11 protein-coding genes and 1 pseudogene are annotated in these 15,010 nt (G+C 71.5%); 9 read left to right on the forward strand and 3 right to left on the reverse strand.

The annotated features are described in order from the left end of the window. Genes ACF09C_RS01770 through ACF09C_RS01785 form a run of 4 tightly spaced genes read left to right on the forward strand, consistent with a single transcriptional unit; the run spans position 1 to position 3,132 of the window. Positions 1-1,332 carry a 2-oxo acid dehydrogenase subunit E2 gene (locus ACF09C_RS01770; protein ID WP_392087474.1) on the forward strand — a complete coding sequence of 444 codons (1,332 nt, stop codon included), beginning with the start codon at positions 1-3 and terminating at the stop codon, positions 1,330-1,332. Beyond that, the gene (locus ACF09C_RS01775) at positions 1,329-1,598 is read left to right on the forward strand and encodes an acyl carrier protein (protein ID WP_392087477.1); all 270 of its coding nucleotides are present in this window, start codon (positions 1,329-1,331) and stop codon (positions 1,596-1,598) included. The genes ACF09C_RS01770 and ACF09C_RS01775 overlap by 4 nt, the downstream gene beginning before the upstream one ends. Then, positions 1,598-2,278, forward strand: a complete 681-nt coding sequence (locus ACF09C_RS01780) for a CBS domain-containing protein (RefSeq protein WP_392087479.1) — start codon at positions 1,598-1,600, stop codon at positions 2,276-2,278. Before ACF09C_RS01775 ends, ACF09C_RS01780 begins: the two co-directional genes overlap by 1 nt. Further along, complete coding sequence (locus tag ACF09C_RS01785) at positions 2,275-3,132, forward strand: universal stress protein (RefSeq protein ID WP_392087480.1); 858 nt, start codon at positions 2,275-2,277, stop codon at positions 3,130-3,132. Before ACF09C_RS01780 ends, ACF09C_RS01785 begins: the two co-directional genes overlap by 4 nt. A 12-nt stretch (positions 3,133-3,144) precedes the next feature. On the opposite strand, the gene fdhF is transcribed toward ACF09C_RS01785, so the two are convergent. Genes fdhF through ACF09C_RS01800 form a run of 3 tightly spaced genes read right to left on the reverse strand, consistent with a single transcriptional unit; the run spans position 3,145 to position 7,834 of the window. Continuing rightward, positions 3,145-5,838 carry a formate dehydrogenase subunit alpha gene (gene fdhF / locus ACF09C_RS01790; protein WP_392087483.1) on the reverse strand — a complete coding sequence of 898 codons (2,694 nt, stop codon included), beginning with the start codon at positions 5,836-5,838 and terminating at the stop codon, positions 3,145-3,147. Then, the gene (locus tag ACF09C_RS01795) at positions 5,835-7,523 is read right to left on the reverse strand and encodes an NAD(P)H-dependent oxidoreductase subunit E (RefSeq protein ID WP_392087485.1); all 1,689 of its coding nucleotides are present in this window, start codon (positions 7,521-7,523) and stop codon (positions 5,835-5,837) included. The genes fdhF and ACF09C_RS01795 overlap by 4 nt, the downstream gene beginning before the upstream one ends. Before the next feature lie 53 nt (positions 7,524-7,576). Beyond that, positions 7,577-7,834 carry an SHOCT domain-containing protein gene (locus ACF09C_RS01800; protein ID WP_392088654.1) on the reverse strand — a complete coding sequence of 86 codons (258 nt, stop codon included), beginning with the start codon at positions 7,832-7,834 and terminating at the stop codon, positions 7,577-7,579. Between the two features lie 236 nt (positions 7,835-8,070). Here ACF09C_RS01800 and ACF09C_RS01805 point away from each other — a divergent pair. The 5 genes and pseudogenes from ACF09C_RS01805 to ACF09C_RS01825 all read left to right on the forward strand — a co-directional run bounded on the left by ACF09C_RS01805 (position 8,071) and on the right by ACF09C_RS01825 (position 14,678). Next, positions 8,071-9,284, forward strand: a pseudogene (locus ACF09C_RS01805) (nitrate/nitrite transporter). A 121-nt stretch (positions 9,285-9,405) separates the two neighbouring features. Next, positions 9,406-10,143: an ABC transporter ATP-binding protein gene (locus tag ACF09C_RS01810; RefSeq protein ID WP_392087488.1), complete on the forward strand. Its 738-nt coding sequence runs from the start codon at positions 9,406-9,408 to the stop codon at positions 10,141-10,143. Between the two features lie 2 nt (positions 10,144-10,145). Next, positions 10,146-13,082 carry an ABC transporter permease gene (locus ACF09C_RS01815; protein ID WP_392087489.1) on the forward strand — a complete coding sequence of 979 codons (2,937 nt, stop codon included), beginning with the start codon at positions 10,146-10,148 and terminating at the stop codon, positions 13,080-13,082. A 219-nt stretch (positions 13,083-13,301) separates the two neighbouring features. Next, the gene (locus ACF09C_RS01820; RefSeq protein ID WP_392087492.1) at positions 13,302-13,988 is read left to right on the forward strand and encodes an NADPH-dependent F420 reductase; all 687 of its coding nucleotides are present in this window, start codon (positions 13,302-13,304) and stop codon (positions 13,986-13,988) included. A 69-nt stretch (positions 13,989-14,057) separates the two neighbouring features. Further along, positions 14,058-14,678 carry a TetR/AcrR family transcriptional regulator gene (locus ACF09C_RS01825; RefSeq protein ID WP_392087494.1) on the forward strand — a complete coding sequence of 207 codons (621 nt, stop codon included), beginning with the start codon at positions 14,058-14,060 and terminating at the stop codon, positions 14,676-14,678. The last annotated feature ends 332 nt before the right edge of the window (positions 14,679-15,010 follow it).

The following is a 15,010-nucleotide window of genomic DNA, read 5'->3' on the forward strand; positions in this document are numbered from 1 at the left end:
ATGGCCGAGTTCACGATGCCGTCGCTCGGCGCCGACATGGACGAGGGCACACTCTCCGAGTGGTTGGTGCACCCGGGTGAGCAGGTGACGCGGGGCGACGTGATCGCCGTGGTCGAGACCGCCAAGTCGGCGATCGAGGTGGAGTGTTTCGACAGCGGTACGGTCGAGGCTCTCCTCGTCGACGAGGGCACTACCGTGCCGGTGGGCACCCCGCTGGCACGTATCGGCACGACCGCCGAAAGCCAGCCGACCGAAAGCCGTCCCGCCGAAAGCCCGCCCGTCGAAAGCCCGCCGGCGTCGACGCCCCTGGTCCGCCGAATCGCCGAGGACCGGCACGTGGACCTCGCCGCCCTCCATGGATCGGGTCCAGGAGGCAGAATCACACGCGCGGACGTGGAGCGCGCGGAGCCGGAGCCGGAGCCGGAGCCAGCACCAGCAGAGCGCGAAAAGACCGCGCCGACGCCACGGCCGGCGAAGCCGGCCCGCAGCGACGACTCGACCGGGAAGCGTCCCGCTCCTGAACGCGTGAAGTCCTCACCGCTCGCGCGGAGGCTGGCCACGGAACTCGGCGTCGACCTCTCCGCGGTGACAGGCACGGGCCGGGGAGGCACCGTCCGTGCCGAGGATGTCCGTTCGGCGGCCGCCGAGAGCGCCCGGCGGCCGGCCGTCCCGGACGCCGCTCGGGCGGCGACCGCCCGGCTCATGAGCCGGTCCAAGCGGGAGATCCCGCACTTCTATCTCTCCACGACCGTCGACATGGCAGCGGCGCTGGAGTGGATGCACGCCCGCAACCGCGAACTGCCGCTGTCCGCCCGTCTGGTGCCCGCCGCGCTCACCTTCAAGGCCGTCGCGATGGCAGCACGCAAAGTGCCCGAACTCAACGGGCACTGGGGTGGCGACGGGTTCGTTCCGGCGGAGGAGGTACGGCTGGGCGTTGCCGTGTCCTTGCGGGGCGGTGGCCTCGTCGCCCCGGCCCTCGCCCACGCCGACACACTCTCCGTGGCCGAAGTGATGGCCGCGCTCAAGGACCTGGTGGCACGGGCACGGGGCGGTCGGCTCCGCGCGTCGGAGACCGCCGATCCCAGTCTTACCGTCACGAACCTCGGCGACCAGGGCGTCGAGGCGGTCTTCGGCGTCGTCTACCCGCCGCAGGTCGCGCTCGTCGGCCTCGGCAGGATCGTCGAACGGCCGGTGGCCGTGCACGGGCTGCTGGGAGTGCGTCCCGTGCTGACGGCGACGTTGTCCGCCGATCACCGAGCCGCCGACGGCGCCACCGGCGCGCGCCTCCTCACCAGCATGGACCGGCTCCTGCAACGACCGGAGGAACTGTGAACCACGAACAGGCAAAGGCGTTCGTTCGGCAAGCAGTGCAGCGTGTCGTCCCCGGCGCCGAGTTCACCGGGCTCGATCCGGATGCCTCCTTGCGGGACACGTTCGAGATGGATTCGTTGGACTTCCTCGAGTTCGTCGAGGCGCTCGCCGAACTCAGCGGGACGGAACTCACCGAGGACGACTATCCGGCACTCGACACCTGGGACGGCTGCGCCGCTCACCTCGTGGGCGAGGCACGTACGTCCGTACAGGGAAGGAGAGGCTGATGCATCACCGCAGGATCAGTCGGCTGATGACCCGTAAGGTGGTGAGCGTCCGCGGCGACGCCTCGTTCAAGGAGATCGCCCGCACGCTCTCGCAACACCAAGTGACCGCGGTTCCCGTGCTGAACGGCGGGGGCCGGGTTGTCGGGGTGGTGTCGGAGGGGGATCTCCTGCGCAAGACAGCCGACCAAGCCGCCACACCGGGTGGCCTGCCGGCCGTCCCGGACCTGGAGGCGTGGGAGCGAGCGAAGGCCGAGGGGACACGGGCCGAGGAACTGATGACCGCCCCCGCCGTGTGCGCCCGCCCCGACTGGACCGTCGCGGAAGCGGCACGGCTGATGGAGGTCCAGGGCGTCAAGCGGCTCGTCGTCGTCGACGAAGAGGACCGCCTGGTGGGCATCGTGAGCCGCCGCGACCTGGTGGGCATCTTCCTCCGCGAGGACGACGCCATCCGCCGGGAGATCGTCGAAGACGTGCTCGGTGACACGTTGCGACTCGAACCGGCCGCCCTCGGCGTCGAGGTGCACGACGGACGGGTGGACCTCAGCGGCAGGCTGCCCTTCCGAGGCATGATCCCGGCGATCGAGCGCATGTGCGCGACGGTGGACGGCGTGGTCTCGGTCTCCTGTACTCGTCTCACGTACGACGTCGATGACACCGCACGAGGAGGTGGACGGTCATGACGCGGAGCATCGTGGTCGGCCTGGACGGAACAGAACAAGCGAAGGCCGCCGCGGAGTGGGCGGCCGAGGAGGCGCTGCTGCGCGGCACCGGTGTCCGTCTCGTGCATGCGCAGGTACCCGTTCCGGAGGCCGTTCTTCCTTTCCTGGCGCGGGACTCCGAGGAAGCGTGGGCCGAGGAGATGGTGGCACGCACCGCAACCGAGCTGGTCAAGCGCCATCCCGGCCTCTCGGTGACCACGCGACTGCTGACCGACGGCCCTGTACCGGGACTCGTCGCCGCGGCTCAGGAGAGCGAGCTGCTGGTCCTCGGCTCGCGCGCGCTCAGCAGCGTGGCCGGTTACCTGCTCGGTTCGGTCGGCCTGACGGTCGCGGGTGCCGTCGATCAGCCTGTCGTCCTGGTACGGGCCGTCGACACGGCACGCACGCCACGCGGGCCGATCGTGGTCGGGGCTGACGCGCGACAGCCCATGGACTCCGTACTGGCTTTCGCCTTCGAGGCGGCGGCACGGCGGCACAGACCCGTCCTCGTCGTCTATGTACAGCAGCTCCCGCTGCATGCGGGAATGGGGCCGGCCATGGTCCCGGACTTCAGGCTGTCCATGGTTCCGGAGATCAGGCGTTCTCTGGAGGACCTGTTGGAGCCCTGGCGGGCGAAGCACCCCGACGTCGATGCGACAGCCGGTGTGGCGGTCGGATCGGCCGGGCTCGAACTGGTGGCGGCCTCCCGGACGGCCTCGCTGGTGGTGCTGGGCCGGCGCACTCGTCGTTCGGCGCTGGGCGCTCACCTCGGCAGCGTGGCCCACGCGGTGCTGCACCACAGCCCGGCGCCCGTTGCCCTCGTGCCCCACTCCTGAGCTCGGTGCCGATCAGCCGTCGGAAGCGGTAGGCCGCAGCCGTACCGCCGTGACCTTGTACTCCGGGCACGAGGTCACGGTGTCGGCGTGCTCCGAGGTGAGGGAGTTGACTCCGCTGGCAGGGAAGTGGAAGGCGCAGAAGACCTGCCCGGGAGCGAGTTCCCTCCCGACGCGGGCGACGAGCCGGGCCTGTCCGTGGCGGCTCTCGACGGTGACGTGGGTGCCGTCCCGGACTCCGAACCGGGCGGCGTCCTCGGGGTGCAGGTCCAGGTGGTCGGAGGCGTCGAGGAGGAGGTTGCCGCCGCGCCGGGTCATGCTCCCGGAGTTGTAGTGGGCCCATCGGCGCCCCGTGACGAGCACCAGCGGATAGTCCTGGTCCGGTTCTTCGCCGGGTGGCAGATAGGGCGCCGCCGACAGGTGCGCACGCCCGTCGGGCGTGGCGAACTCGTCGGCGTACAAAGTGCGTTCGCCGGGTCGGTCCGGCGCGGGGCAGGGCCAGGGTACGGCCCCCTCCCGGTCGAGACGCTCGTGTGAGAGGCCCGCGAAGAGAGGCGTGACACGTCCGCATTCGGCGAGTGCCGCCGCTGGGGTGGGGCAGCCGAGGTCGGCACCGAGGGCATCGGCGACGGCATGGACGACCTCGAAGTCGGAGCGTGCCGTGCCCGGTGGAGTCACCGCAGGCCGTACGCGCTGGAAGCGGCGGTCGAAGTTGACGAAGGTCCCGTCCTTCTCCAGCCAGGAGGCCACGGGCAGGACGACATCCGCGTGGTGGGCGGTCTCGCCGAGGAAGAGCTCGTTGACGACGACGAGGGGGCAGGCGTCGAGGGCCTCGGCGACGCGCCGGCTGTCGGGGTCGGTCGCGCAGACGTCCTCTCCGATGATCCACAACGCCCGCAGCCTGCCTTCTCGGGCTGCCGCGAACATCTCGGGGATGCGCATGCCCGGCTGTTCGGGGACCGGCCGGCCCCACACCGCCTCGGCGCGGGCGCGGGCCTCCGGGTCGGTGACCCGGCCGTACCCCGGGAGCAGATCGGGCAGGGCTCCCATGTCGGAGGCGCCCTGGACGTTGTTCTGGCCGCGCAGGGGGCTGATGCCGAACCCGCGGCCGGTGCCTCCGACGGCGCCGCGCAGGATGGGGAGGTTCGCCAGGGTCCGGACGCCGTCGGTGCCGTGCAGGTGCTCGGTGACGCCGAGTCCGTACACGACGGCCGGCCGCTCCGCGTGGCCGTAGAGCCGGGCGGCGTTCCTGATGTCGTCGGCGGGGACGCCCGTGATCTCGGCGACCCGTTCGGGCGGGTAGTCGGCCAGCAGGTCGGCGAGTTCGTCCAGTCCGGTGGCGCGATCGCGGAGGAAGTCCGCGTCGGTCATGCCCGCCTCGACGAGGACGTGGGCGAGGCCGTGGAAGAGGGCCACATTGGTGCCGGGGCGGGGGCGCAGGTGCGTGTCGGCATGGCGGGCGAGTCCGACGGTTCGGGGGTCGGCCACGATCAGGGAGGCGCCTGCGAGCGCCCGCTGGAGGAGGCGGGCTCCGACGACGGGGTGGGCTTCGACGGGGTTGGCCCCGACGACCAGGAGGCAGTCGGCGGTCTCGACGTCGTCGAAAGGATCGGTGCCCCCGGCACGTCCGAAGGATGCGGTGAGGCCGGCAGCGGAAGGGGCGTGGCAGAGGCGGGAGCAGTTGTCGACGTTGTTGGTGCCGATGACGGTCCGCAGGAACTTCTGGACGAGGTAGTTCTCCTCGTTGGTGGCACGGGCTGAGGAGATCGCGGCGACCGCGTCGGGGCCGCCGTCACGCACTGCCGCGCGCAGGCCGTCGGCTACCCGGGCGATCGCTTCGTCCCAACTCACCGACCTCAGAGCTCCGTTCTCCCTGACGAGAGGCTCGGTGAGACGTTCGGCGGAGCTGAGGTACCCGTACGCGAAGCGGCCCTTGACGCAGGCGTGGCCCCGGTTGACCGGCCCGTCCCGGGCGGGGAGGACGGCGGCGACGCGGTCCTCGCGGACGACGACGTCGAGGGCACAGCCGACGCCGCAGTAGCCGCAGGTGGTGCGCACGCGATCAGCGGGCGCCTGCCCTGTGGTGAGGCCCTGCCCGGGGCCGGGCTGGGTGATCGCGCCCGTGGGGCAGGTGTCGACACAGCCGCCGCAGGACACGCAGTCGGATGCGGCCCAGGCGCCACCAGTTCCCGGGGCGACGACCGTGTCGGCGCCGCGCCCGGTGAGGGTGAGCGCGAACGTGCCCTGGACGTCGGAGCACATCCGGACGCAGCGCCCGCAGGCGATACACAGGTCGGGGTCGAGGTGAACGTACGGGTGACTCTCGTCCGGTCCGCGCGTGGAGTCACCGGCGGCCGCATCCGCAGAGATCCCCAAGGCCCGGCACACCTCGGCAAGTTCACTGTGCGCACCATCGGCGAGCGCGCGCGGCGGAAGCGCCGAGGCGATCAGGGCGACCGCGTCCCTGCGCAGGTTCTGCACTCCCTCCTCGGTCGTGTCGACGGTGAGGCCCGGTGTCGCCGGTGTGACGCAGGCGGCGACGGTGCGGCTGTCGGCGCGGACCAGGCAGGTCCGGCAGGAGCCGACCGGCCGGAGGCGGTCATCGTGGCAGAGGGCGGGCAGGTCGACTCCGGTGGCGCGTACGGCGTCGAGGAGCGAGGCCCCGGCGGGCAGTTCGACCGACACTCCGTCGACCTGGAGCCGTGTCATCGATCCCACCCTCCCAGGGCCGGCCCGAAGGCTCGGGCCAGGCTGCGGACGGCGGCGGGGACGCGCCTGCCGAAGGCGCAGAGACTCGCCTCGGCCATCAGTCGCGCCAGCCGTTCGTAGGACTCCCCCGGCCCGTCCCGGCCCTGTGCTCGTTCTCGTCCTCGTCGGGTACCGATCCGGCAGGGAGAGCAGGCCCCGCAGCTCTCGTCGGCGGCGAACTCCCAGACATGCCGGAGGAGTTCGTACGGATCAGTGTCGGCGTCGAAGGCGACCATGCCGGCGTGACCGAGGGCCGCGCCGTGCTCGGCGAGCGCTGCCGTGGTGAGGGAAACGTCGAGCGCGTGCCCTGCGAGGAAGCCGCCGAGGGGCCCGCCGATCTGGAGGGCGACGAGCTCACGCCCGTCCTTGAGGCCGCCGCCGAACCGGGTGACGATCTCGTCCACGGGAGTGCCGAGTTCGACCTCGTAGGCTCCGGGCCGGGCGAAGCGTTCGGAGAGGCACACCAGTTTGGTGCCGGTCTCGTCCGGTACGCCGCGCCGGGAGTAGGACGCTCCGCCGTGGGCGACGATCCATGGCAGGGCGGCCAGGGTCTCCACGTTGTTGACCACCGTCGGCGTGTCCCACAGGCCGTGGTCCGTGGGGTAGGGGGGCCGGGGTCGCGCACAGCCACGAGCGCCTTCCAGTCGGGCGATGAGGGCGGTCTCCTCGCCGGAGACATAGGAGCCGGCTCCTTCGACGATCTCGACGAACGGCCGCGGACCGGCTGCCCCGACCGAAGGAGCCAGGTCGCCCGCCTCCGTCGCACGTTCCACCGCCAGGCGCAGCCGGGCCATGGCCTTCGGATACTCGGAGCGCACGAGGACGATCCCGCGCCCGGCTCCGCAGGCGAAGCAGGCCAGGGCGAGGCCCGTGAGGACGCGCTCGGGGTCCTCCTCCATGAGCAGCCGGTCGGCGTACGAGCCGGGGTCGCCCTCGTCCCCGTTGGCGACGACGACCGTGTCGGGCTTCCCCGCCGCAGCGGCCCACTTGTCGGCCACCGGAAACCCGGCGCCGCCTCGCCCGCGGAGTCCCGAGGCGGCGGTCTCCTGTTGTAGGTCGCGAGGCCGCAGTCCGGCCACCGCCCGTCGCCACACGTCCCAGGCGTCCTGCCCTCCCACGATGCCGGCGAGCAGGACGGGCGCCCCGGTGGTGTCGGCCGCGGGGATGCCCAGCGTGCGCGGTTCGGCCCGCCCGCGGAGTTGGTCGGCCAGGTTTGGGCCGATACGGGGAAGGGTGCCGTCGAGGGCGGCGGGGCCCGCGTAGCAGTAGCCGAGGCAGTGCACGGTCTGCAACGAGGTGGAACCCGCCTCGTCGACCGTGCCCGCCGTCACTCCGAGGGCGCGTTCGACCTCCGCCAGGTGCCGTCCGCCCCGCGCTGCGAAGCACGCCGTGGCGGTGCACACCCGTACGTGCCGCTCGCCGCGCGGGGCGGCGAGATCGGCGAAGAAGGTGGCCGGGCCGAGCCCTGCGGCGGCCGGGATTCCGGCTGCCTCCGCGACCTGGGGTGCCCATGCCTCGGGCCCTTCGGAGGTGCCCGCCCTGGCGCGCTCCAAGGCGGCCGGCAACAGCCCCCCGCGCCTTCCGTGCCGGGCGGACAGCTCACGGAGCGCGTCCGAGCGTGGGCCCGGCTCCCCGGACATCCTCATGCTCCCAGCGTGACCGGCCGGTTCCCCGCCCGCATCCCAGCCGGACAAGAGACTCACGGCTCCGCACCGCGCAGGGCGGTCAGGCGCCGAAGGTACTCTTCCTCCTCGATCTCACCACGCGCCAGTCGCTCGCCCAGGATCTGCTCGGCCGACGTGGCGGGCCGAGACCCTGGCGGCCGTTGCGAGGCGTGATCCAGTGTGCGGAAGAGCATCACCGCGACGGTGATGAGCAGGCCCCAGAACAGCACCATGCCGGCCGACATGGCGAACCAGCCCCATCCGTTCATGCCGTCGCCGTACCAGAACATCATCGCCACTCTCACTCCCGGCGGCGGACCGACAGGAGCGGACACCCTGCCCATGGTCCATCCGCCACTCCCACCGTGCATCGCCCCAGGACGCCCGTACAGGGCCGACCGGCCCACGGCAGGGGTCCGGTCGGCCACGGATGGGAACGAGCGGCCCATGGAGCCGGGATCCCGACGGCCGGAGGGTGGGAAGGAGCAGGGCTCACGTCGCCCCTGCGGATCGCTGCCGGGAGGCCACCATGGTCCGGAACTCGGGGACCCCACCGGTCACGGATGCACCGCGGCCCTGGCAGATGCTGTTCCTCGCCACCACCGGGTTCGCCCTCTGCTTCTGGGCGTGGGCGCTGCTTGCCCCGCTCGGCCCGAGGCTCCGGGACGACCTCGGCCTCAGCTCGTTCGAGCAGTCGCTGGTGGTCGCCGTGCCCGTGGTGGTGGGCGCGCTCGGCCGGATCCCAGCGGGGGCGCTGACGGACCGCTGGGGCGCACGCCGCGTCTTCCCGCTCGTCGCGGCCCTGACGATCCTGCCCGTGCTGTACCTGGGTCACCTGGCCGACTCGTTGGCGGAGGTGCTCTCGGGTGGCTTCCTGCTCGGGCTCGGGGGAACGGCCTTCGCCGTCGGTGTGCCGTTCGTCAACGCCTGGTACCCACCCGCACGGCGGGGCGTCGCCCTCGGAATCTTCGGCATCGGCACCGGTGGAACGGCCCTGTCTGCGTTCACCACCGTCCAGCTCGCCGACGCCGTCGGACGGGCCTTCCCGTTCGATCTCGTGGCCGCCTGCCTTGCCGTGTACGCCGGGGTGGCCTGGTTCCTGCTCCGCGACTGTCCGGGGCGCGCGACGGCGACAGGGTCGATGCTCTCGCGCACTGCCCTCGCCGTGCGTACGCCCGCCACCTGGCAGCTGGCGTTCCTGTACGCCGTGTCCTTCGGCGGGTTCGTCGCCTTCAGCGTCTACCTGCCGACCTACCTCACCCGGGCCTACGAGCTCGACCGCTCCGACGCGGCACTGAGAACCGCAGGATTCGTCGTACTCGCCGTGGCCATGCGGCCCGTGGGCGGCTGGCTGTCGGACCGCGTCCACCCCGTGCCCGTACTGACGGCTTCGTACGGGCTCGTTTCGACGTGCGCCCTGGTCGCGGCGTTCGAGACGGAACTGGTCCCCGTCGGAACGGTGGCCTTCCTCGGCATGGCCGCGGCCTGGGCGCCGGGTCCGGGGCGGTCTTCGCGCTCGTCGCACGACTGGTCCCGGCCGAGCGGGTCGGCTCGGTGACGGGAGTGGTCGGTGCGGCGGGCGGCCTCGGCGGCTTCTTCCCACCCCTCGTGATGGGGGCGGTCGACGGCATCGCGCACGACTACACCTGGGGGTTCGTCCTCCTCGCCGTCACCGCGGCGGGCGCGGGGACCCTGTCCGCCACCGCCGTCCGGCGACGCGCGCGAGCGGCAGCGGACGCCTGACCACTACGGCGAACGCGCTCGGGCGGGTCTCGAGGTGAACCGGCGATTGGGCCCTTCGGCCCCTCCTCCGGACCTGGGTGGCCGTAGCCTTCACCTCCTTCTGGCGGTTGGTATGGAGAGCATGAACACCGACCGGGCACTCCTCGTCGCCACCGGCGTCAGCAAGATCTACCGGACGGGCTCCGTCGAGGTCACAGCCCTGCTCGACCTGGATCTCCTCGTACGCCAAGGAGAGATGGTGGGGGTCATGGGACCGTCCGGGTCCGGAAAGACCACGCTGTTGAACTGCCTGTCGGGGCTCGACGAAATCGACGGCGGCAGGGTGGAGGTCGACGGCCACGACCTCTTCGCCATGTCGGACGCGGCGCGCACGGAGCACCGCGCTCACACCATGGGTTTCGTCTTCCAGGCGTTCAACCTCATACCGGTCTTCTCCGCGGTGGAGAACGTGGAGCTGCCCCTGCTGCTCGTGGGCACCCGGCCGAAGGAAGCGCGTCGCAGAGCTCTGGACATCCTGGACCGGGTGGGTCTCGGTCACCGGGTCGAACACCGGCCGAGCGAGATGTCCGGCGGCGAGCAGCAGCGGGTGACCATCGCCCGTGCCCTCGCCGGACGCCCGGCCATCGTCTGGGCCGACGAACCGACGGGCAACCTGGACAGCGCGATGGCCGACCAGATCATGGACCTGCTGTGCACGCTCAACCAGGACGAGGACCAGACGATCGTCCTGGTCACCCATGACAGCGCTATCGGCGCACGCGTCCCCCGACTGATACGGATGCGCGACGGGCAACTGGTCGACGACGTTCGCCAAGCCGTCACCGCCCCGGCCGCCACCCGCGACACGCCCATGGGCTGACCATGTACCCGAACCTCCTCGTCCCGCTGCTCACCGCCCTGGCCCTCGCCCTCGCGGCCCTGGTCCTGGTCGCGGTCCGGCAGCCGGTGTCTCGGCGGCTGGCCTTTCGGCAGGTCGCCCGTCGGCGCACCGAGGCGGCGCTGGTGATCGGCGGGTCGATGCTCGGAACGGCCATCGTCATCGGGGCCCTGGTCGTCGGTGACACCCTGAACTTCTCCGTACGGCAGGAGGCGTACCGCACGCTGGGACCGGTGGACGAACGCGTGGTCGCCCCTCCGGGGCCGACCGGCCGCGCCGTCACCGAACGCCTGTCCGGCCTGGCCGGCGACCCCGACATCGACGGAGTGCTGAACGCCCGAGCCACTCAGGCAGCGGCCGTCAGCGGCTCCGGCGACCACACGGTCGCCGAGCCACGGGTCCTGGCCTGGCAGATGGACTTCGGCGAGGCGTCGCGCTTCGGCGAGGCGGGTGGGGACTCCGGTCTCGGCGGACCGAACCCGAGGCCCGGCCAGGTCGTGGTCAACGAGCCGTTGGCCCGGTCCCTGAGCGTGGGAGCCGGTGATCCGGTCACGGTGTATCTGTTCGGGGCACCGCAGACGTACCGGGTCGAGCGTGTGGTCCCGGAGCAGGGCCTTGCCGGTGTGGGCCTGGGCGGCAGGCTCAACCGCGACGTGTTCCTGCCGCCGGAGGCCCTGGACTCCGCCGCCCGGGCCGCCGGAGCGGAACCGCGCTCGGTCACCTTCGTGTCCAATCGCGGCGGCGTCGAAAGCGGCGAAGCCCTGACGGATCGGGTGACCGCCGACATCCGGCAGGCTCTTGGCCCGCTCGCCGACCAGACGGCGATCGACGCTCCGAAGCACACCGTCCTGCGGGATGCCAAGCAGGCCGGGGACTCCCTCGGAGCCCTGTTCCTCATGATCGGCAGCTTCAGCATCATCGCGGGCGCCCTGCTTCTGGTGAACATCTTCGTCATGCTCGGCGAGGAGCGGAAGTCCCAGATGGGCATGGTGCGGGCGGTGGGAATGAAGCGCTCGCGCCTTGTCGGGTCCTTCACCCTCGAAGGGGCGACCTACGCGTTGCTGTCCGCGCTGCCGGGCGTGGCCATCGGGGTCGCCGTCGGCTGGGGCGTCGCCGTGGTGGCGGCGCAGATCTTCCAGGGCTGGTCGGTCGGCGGAAGCAGCATCCGCATCGCGTTCGCCATCACCCCCACCAGCGTCGTCAACGGACTCGCCATGGGCCTGCTCATCGCCTTCGCCGCGATCCTCGCGACCAGCGTCCGGATCAGCAGGTTCAACATCATCGCCGCGATCCGCGACCTCCCCGCCACGCCCGGACAGGGGCCACGCCGCCGTCTGCTGGCGGTCTCCACCACCCTGGCCGTCCTGTGCGCGTTGGTGGCCGTCCCGGCCGTGGCGCGCAGCCAGCCCGACGCCACCTACCTCATGCCGGCGCTCGCCCTCGCCTTCGCCACTCCGGCGCTGCTGCGCGTCCTTCCACGCCACACGGTCACCACTCTGGTCGCGGGAGCCGTGCTCGCCTGGACGCTGCTGGCACCCGTCGTACGCCCACGGATCTTCGACACTCCCTCGATGTCCGTGTACGTCATCCAGGGCGCCCTGGCCGCTTTCTCGGCCGTGGTGCTCGTCAGCGACAACCAGAAGACACTGCTCCGCCCGGTGCGGAGGATCCTGGAGCGACCGTCGGAGTCGGGCCTGGCGGCGCGGCTCGCCGTCGCGTACCCGCTGGCCAAACGGTTCCGGACCGGTGCGACGCTGGTGATGTACACCCTGATCGTGTTCGTCCTCGTGCTGCTGACGGAGATCTCGGGCATTCTCCGGGCCGGCGTCGACGGAGTCGTCGCCGATGCCACCGCCGGATACTCCCTGCGACTGGACTACAACCCCCAGGTCGCCGGCGACCGACTCGTCCCCGATCTGCGCGGCGGCCCGTCGGCCGCCGGGATCTCCGCCGTGTCACCGCTGCTCAACGCCACAGGGCGGGCCACCGATCCGGGTGGACGCAGCCCCCAGCCTCTGGACACCGCCGTCGTCGGCGTACCCGACGGAGCGATCACCGGCATCACGTTCCGCGAACGGCTGCCCGGCCTGGCCGACGACCCCGCGGTCTGGCGGGCCCTCGCCTCCGATCCCCGCTACGTCGTTCTCGACGGCTTCTTCGGCAGCACCGGCGGCCCGGCCGGCGACTATTACGACCCCGGGGACACCCTCACCCTGACGGATCCCCGGACGGGCCGCAGCGAACAGAAGGTCATCGCCGGCGTGCTCAGCAACGGGTTGGTCTTCTACCCGGGAACCGGCGCCAGTTCCACCACGTACCCCGTGGTGATGAGTGAGCGGGCGACGCGCGAACTCTTCGGCACCCAGGCACAGAACGCCTCCGCACTGGTGAGGACCAGCCCCGGCACCGCACCCGACGCCCTGGCGACCCGACTGCAGGGCGAGCAACTCTCCTCCAGCCTGGTCGCCACACCCATCGAGTCGGACATCCGCCAACAGTTCGACTCCAGCACCGCCTTCTTCCGCCTCATGCAGGGCTTCCTCGTCCTGGGCCTCGGCGTGGGCATCACCGGCCTCGGTGTGGTCATGGTCCGCGCCGTACGCGAACGCCGACGCACCATCGGAATCCTCCGGGCCCTCGGCTTCCGGGCGCGGACCGTCCAGCGGTCCTTCCTGTGGGAGAGCGCCTTCGTCGCCGTGGAGGGAATCGTGCTCGGCTCGCTCCTCGGCGTGCTCACCACGTGGCTCATGTACAGCAACAGCGCCGCATTCGAGGGCCTCGAAGGAGGGTTCCCCGTCGAATGGGCCAGCATCTGCGGCCTGGCCGCAGCCACCTTCGCCGCGTCGCTCCTGGCCACGATCGGCCCAGCCCGCCGCGCGGCCGCCATCCGCCCCGCGCTCGCGGTCCGCGTCGCGGAATGACCGGCCTCAGCAGTGGCAACACCCTTGCCTCCGCCAGGTACTGCTCGCTTTCCGGGTGGAACCCCGCGATCGGGGCCCTCGGCGACAGCACCGCCAAGGGCCCGCCCTCGTGCAGGAACCAAGGCGATGCCCTTGCAATACCGAACCGCTCGGTTTAGATTTAACGTCAGCAAGACGGCCCTGCTGTCGTGTCTCATCACTCCCGGAAGGACCTCTCCCGTGCGCTACGCAGTTCTCGGCACCGGCATCGTCGGCCGGACCATCGCAGCAAAGCTGGCTTCCCTCGGCCACGAGGTCGTCATCGGCACCCGCGACCCGAAGGCGACGCTCGCGCGCACCGAGCCCGACGGTTACGGAAACCCGCCGTTCGCCCAGTGGCTCGCCCTGCATGACCGGATCCGCCTGGAGGCCTTCGCCGACGCTTCCTCCTGGGGCGAGACGGTCGTCAACACCACCGCGGGCACCGGCAGCCTGCAGGCCCTGAAAGCAGCCGGTGCGACGAACCTGGCGGGCAAGGTGCTCATCGACATCGCCAACCCGCTGGACTTCTCCCAGGGCATGCCTCCGTCGCTGAAGCCGGTCAACACCGACAGCCTCGGCGAGCAGATCCAGCGTGCCTTCCCCGACTCCAGGGTCGTGAAGACTCTCAACACGATGAACTCGCAGATCATGGTCGATCCGACGCGCGTCCCGGGCGACCACAGCGTGTTCGTCTCCGGTGACGACCCGGGCGCCAAGCAGGCCGTCACCGACCTGCTCGTCTCCTTCGGCTGGCCCGAGAGCAGCGTCCTCGACCTCGGTGACATCAGCACCGCCCGCGGCGCGGAGATGCTGCTGCCGATCTGGCTGCGTCTGTGGGGATCGCTCGGCCACGCCGACTTCAACTTCCACATCGCCGGAGCCTGACGAGGAGCTGATCGGCCGCCGGAAATCCGTACCGAACCGCTCGGTGCGGATTTCGCCTATGCTGACCGGATGGGTGATACGGAGAGCAGAAGTGCCGGGCGGCCGCGATCGGCCGAGAAGGACGCCGCCATTCTCCAGGCGGCGCTGGAGCTGCTGGCCTCGCACGGCTACACACGTATGAGCCTCAGCCAGGTCGCCGCCGCCGCGCAGGTCAGCAAGTCCACCATCCACCTGCGCTGGAAGACCAAGGCCGACCTGCTCACCGCCGCACTCGCCGCTCTGCGCATGGCTGACGCCCCACCCACGAGCGGGGACACGCGTTCCGACCTGATCGCCATCCTCCAGGACTTCGCCGCTACCGTCGAACGCGTGCGCGGCATGGCTCTCATCGGCACCTGCCTCGCCGAGGAGGCCCACACCCCCGAACTCCTCACCCTTCTGCGTGAACGCACCGTCCTGCCCAGGCGCGCCCTGTTGCGTGAAGTACTCGAACAGGCCCGCGACCGAGGCGAGATCCGCTCCGGGACCGACCTCGAAGCAGCCGTCTCCGCACTTCTCGGCCCCTTCTACGCCGACTACATGGCCGGACGTGGCGGTCGTGCCGACTGGGCAGAGGACGCCGTCGACCTCGTCCTGGCCGGCCTGCCCCCGACGAGCAGTCAGGGCCCTTCCTCCGGCACAACGGAGTGACGTCGTCATCGGCGGGAGGTCCGCCACGGCAGGCGCGCTCGTCGCGGCCCGCGTGCGCGATGGAACGACCTGAGGTACTTCTCTGAGGGGAAGCGGTGCGCTCCCCTGCGGACACGCCCGCATGCCCGTCCGTCCCGGCATCGCACGGAAGGAGGCGGTCGCCATGGAGCCAGCCCTCGAACCGGCCTGCGTCCCTTCGGAGTTCGTCCGGAAACCACGGGAGAGCGCGGCCGAGGAGCGTCCGGGTGACTGAACCGGACGACCCGAGGGGGCAGACCACGGTGGGCCGCCCGGATCACGAGGACGCGCTTGGGGCGGGCACCGGGCTCGAC

The organism is Streptomyces sp. NPDC014870 (genome assembly GCF_043081505.1).
In the GTDB taxonomy this organism is placed as follows: Bacteria; Actinomycetota; Actinomycetes; order Streptomycetales; family Streptomycetaceae; genus Streptomyces.

What these genes read in the sequence shown, in the direction of transcription:
- ACF09C_RS01770 (WP_392087474.1), top strand. Translation starts at nt 1, where the DNA reads ATGGCCGAGTTCACGATGCCGTCGCTCGGCGCCGACATGGACGAGGGC.
- ACF09C_RS01780 (WP_392087479.1), top strand. Translation starts at nt 1,598, where the DNA reads ATGCATCACCGCAGGATCAGTCGGCTGATGACCCGTAAGGTGGTGAGC.
- ACF09C_RS01785 (WP_392087480.1), top strand. Translation starts at nt 2,275, where the DNA reads ATGACGCGGAGCATCGTGGTCGGCCTGGACGGAACAGAACAAGCGAAG.
- fdhF (WP_392087483.1), bottom strand. Translation starts at nt 5,838, where the DNA reads ATGACACGGCTCCAGGTCGACGGAGTGTCGGTCGAACTGCCCGCCGGG.
- ACF09C_RS01795 (WP_392087485.1), bottom strand. Translation starts at nt 7,523, where the DNA reads ATGAGGATGTCCGGGGAGCCGGGCCCACGCTCGGACGCGCTCCGTGAG.
- ACF09C_RS01800 (WP_392088654.1), bottom strand. Translation starts at nt 7,834, where the DNA reads ATGATGTTCTGGTACGGCGACGGCATGAACGGATGGGGCTGGTTCGCC.
- ACF09C_RS01810 (WP_392087488.1), top strand. Translation starts at nt 9,406, where the DNA reads ATGAACACCGACCGGGCACTCCTCGTCGCCACCGGCGTCAGCAAGATC.
- ACF09C_RS01815 (WP_392087489.1), top strand. Translation starts at nt 10,146, where the DNA reads ATGTACCCGAACCTCCTCGTCCCGCTGCTCACCGCCCTGGCCCTCGCC.
- ACF09C_RS01825 (WP_392087494.1), top strand. Translation starts at nt 14,058, where the DNA reads ATGGGTGATACGGAGAGCAGAAGTGCCGGGCGGCCGCGATCGGCCGAG.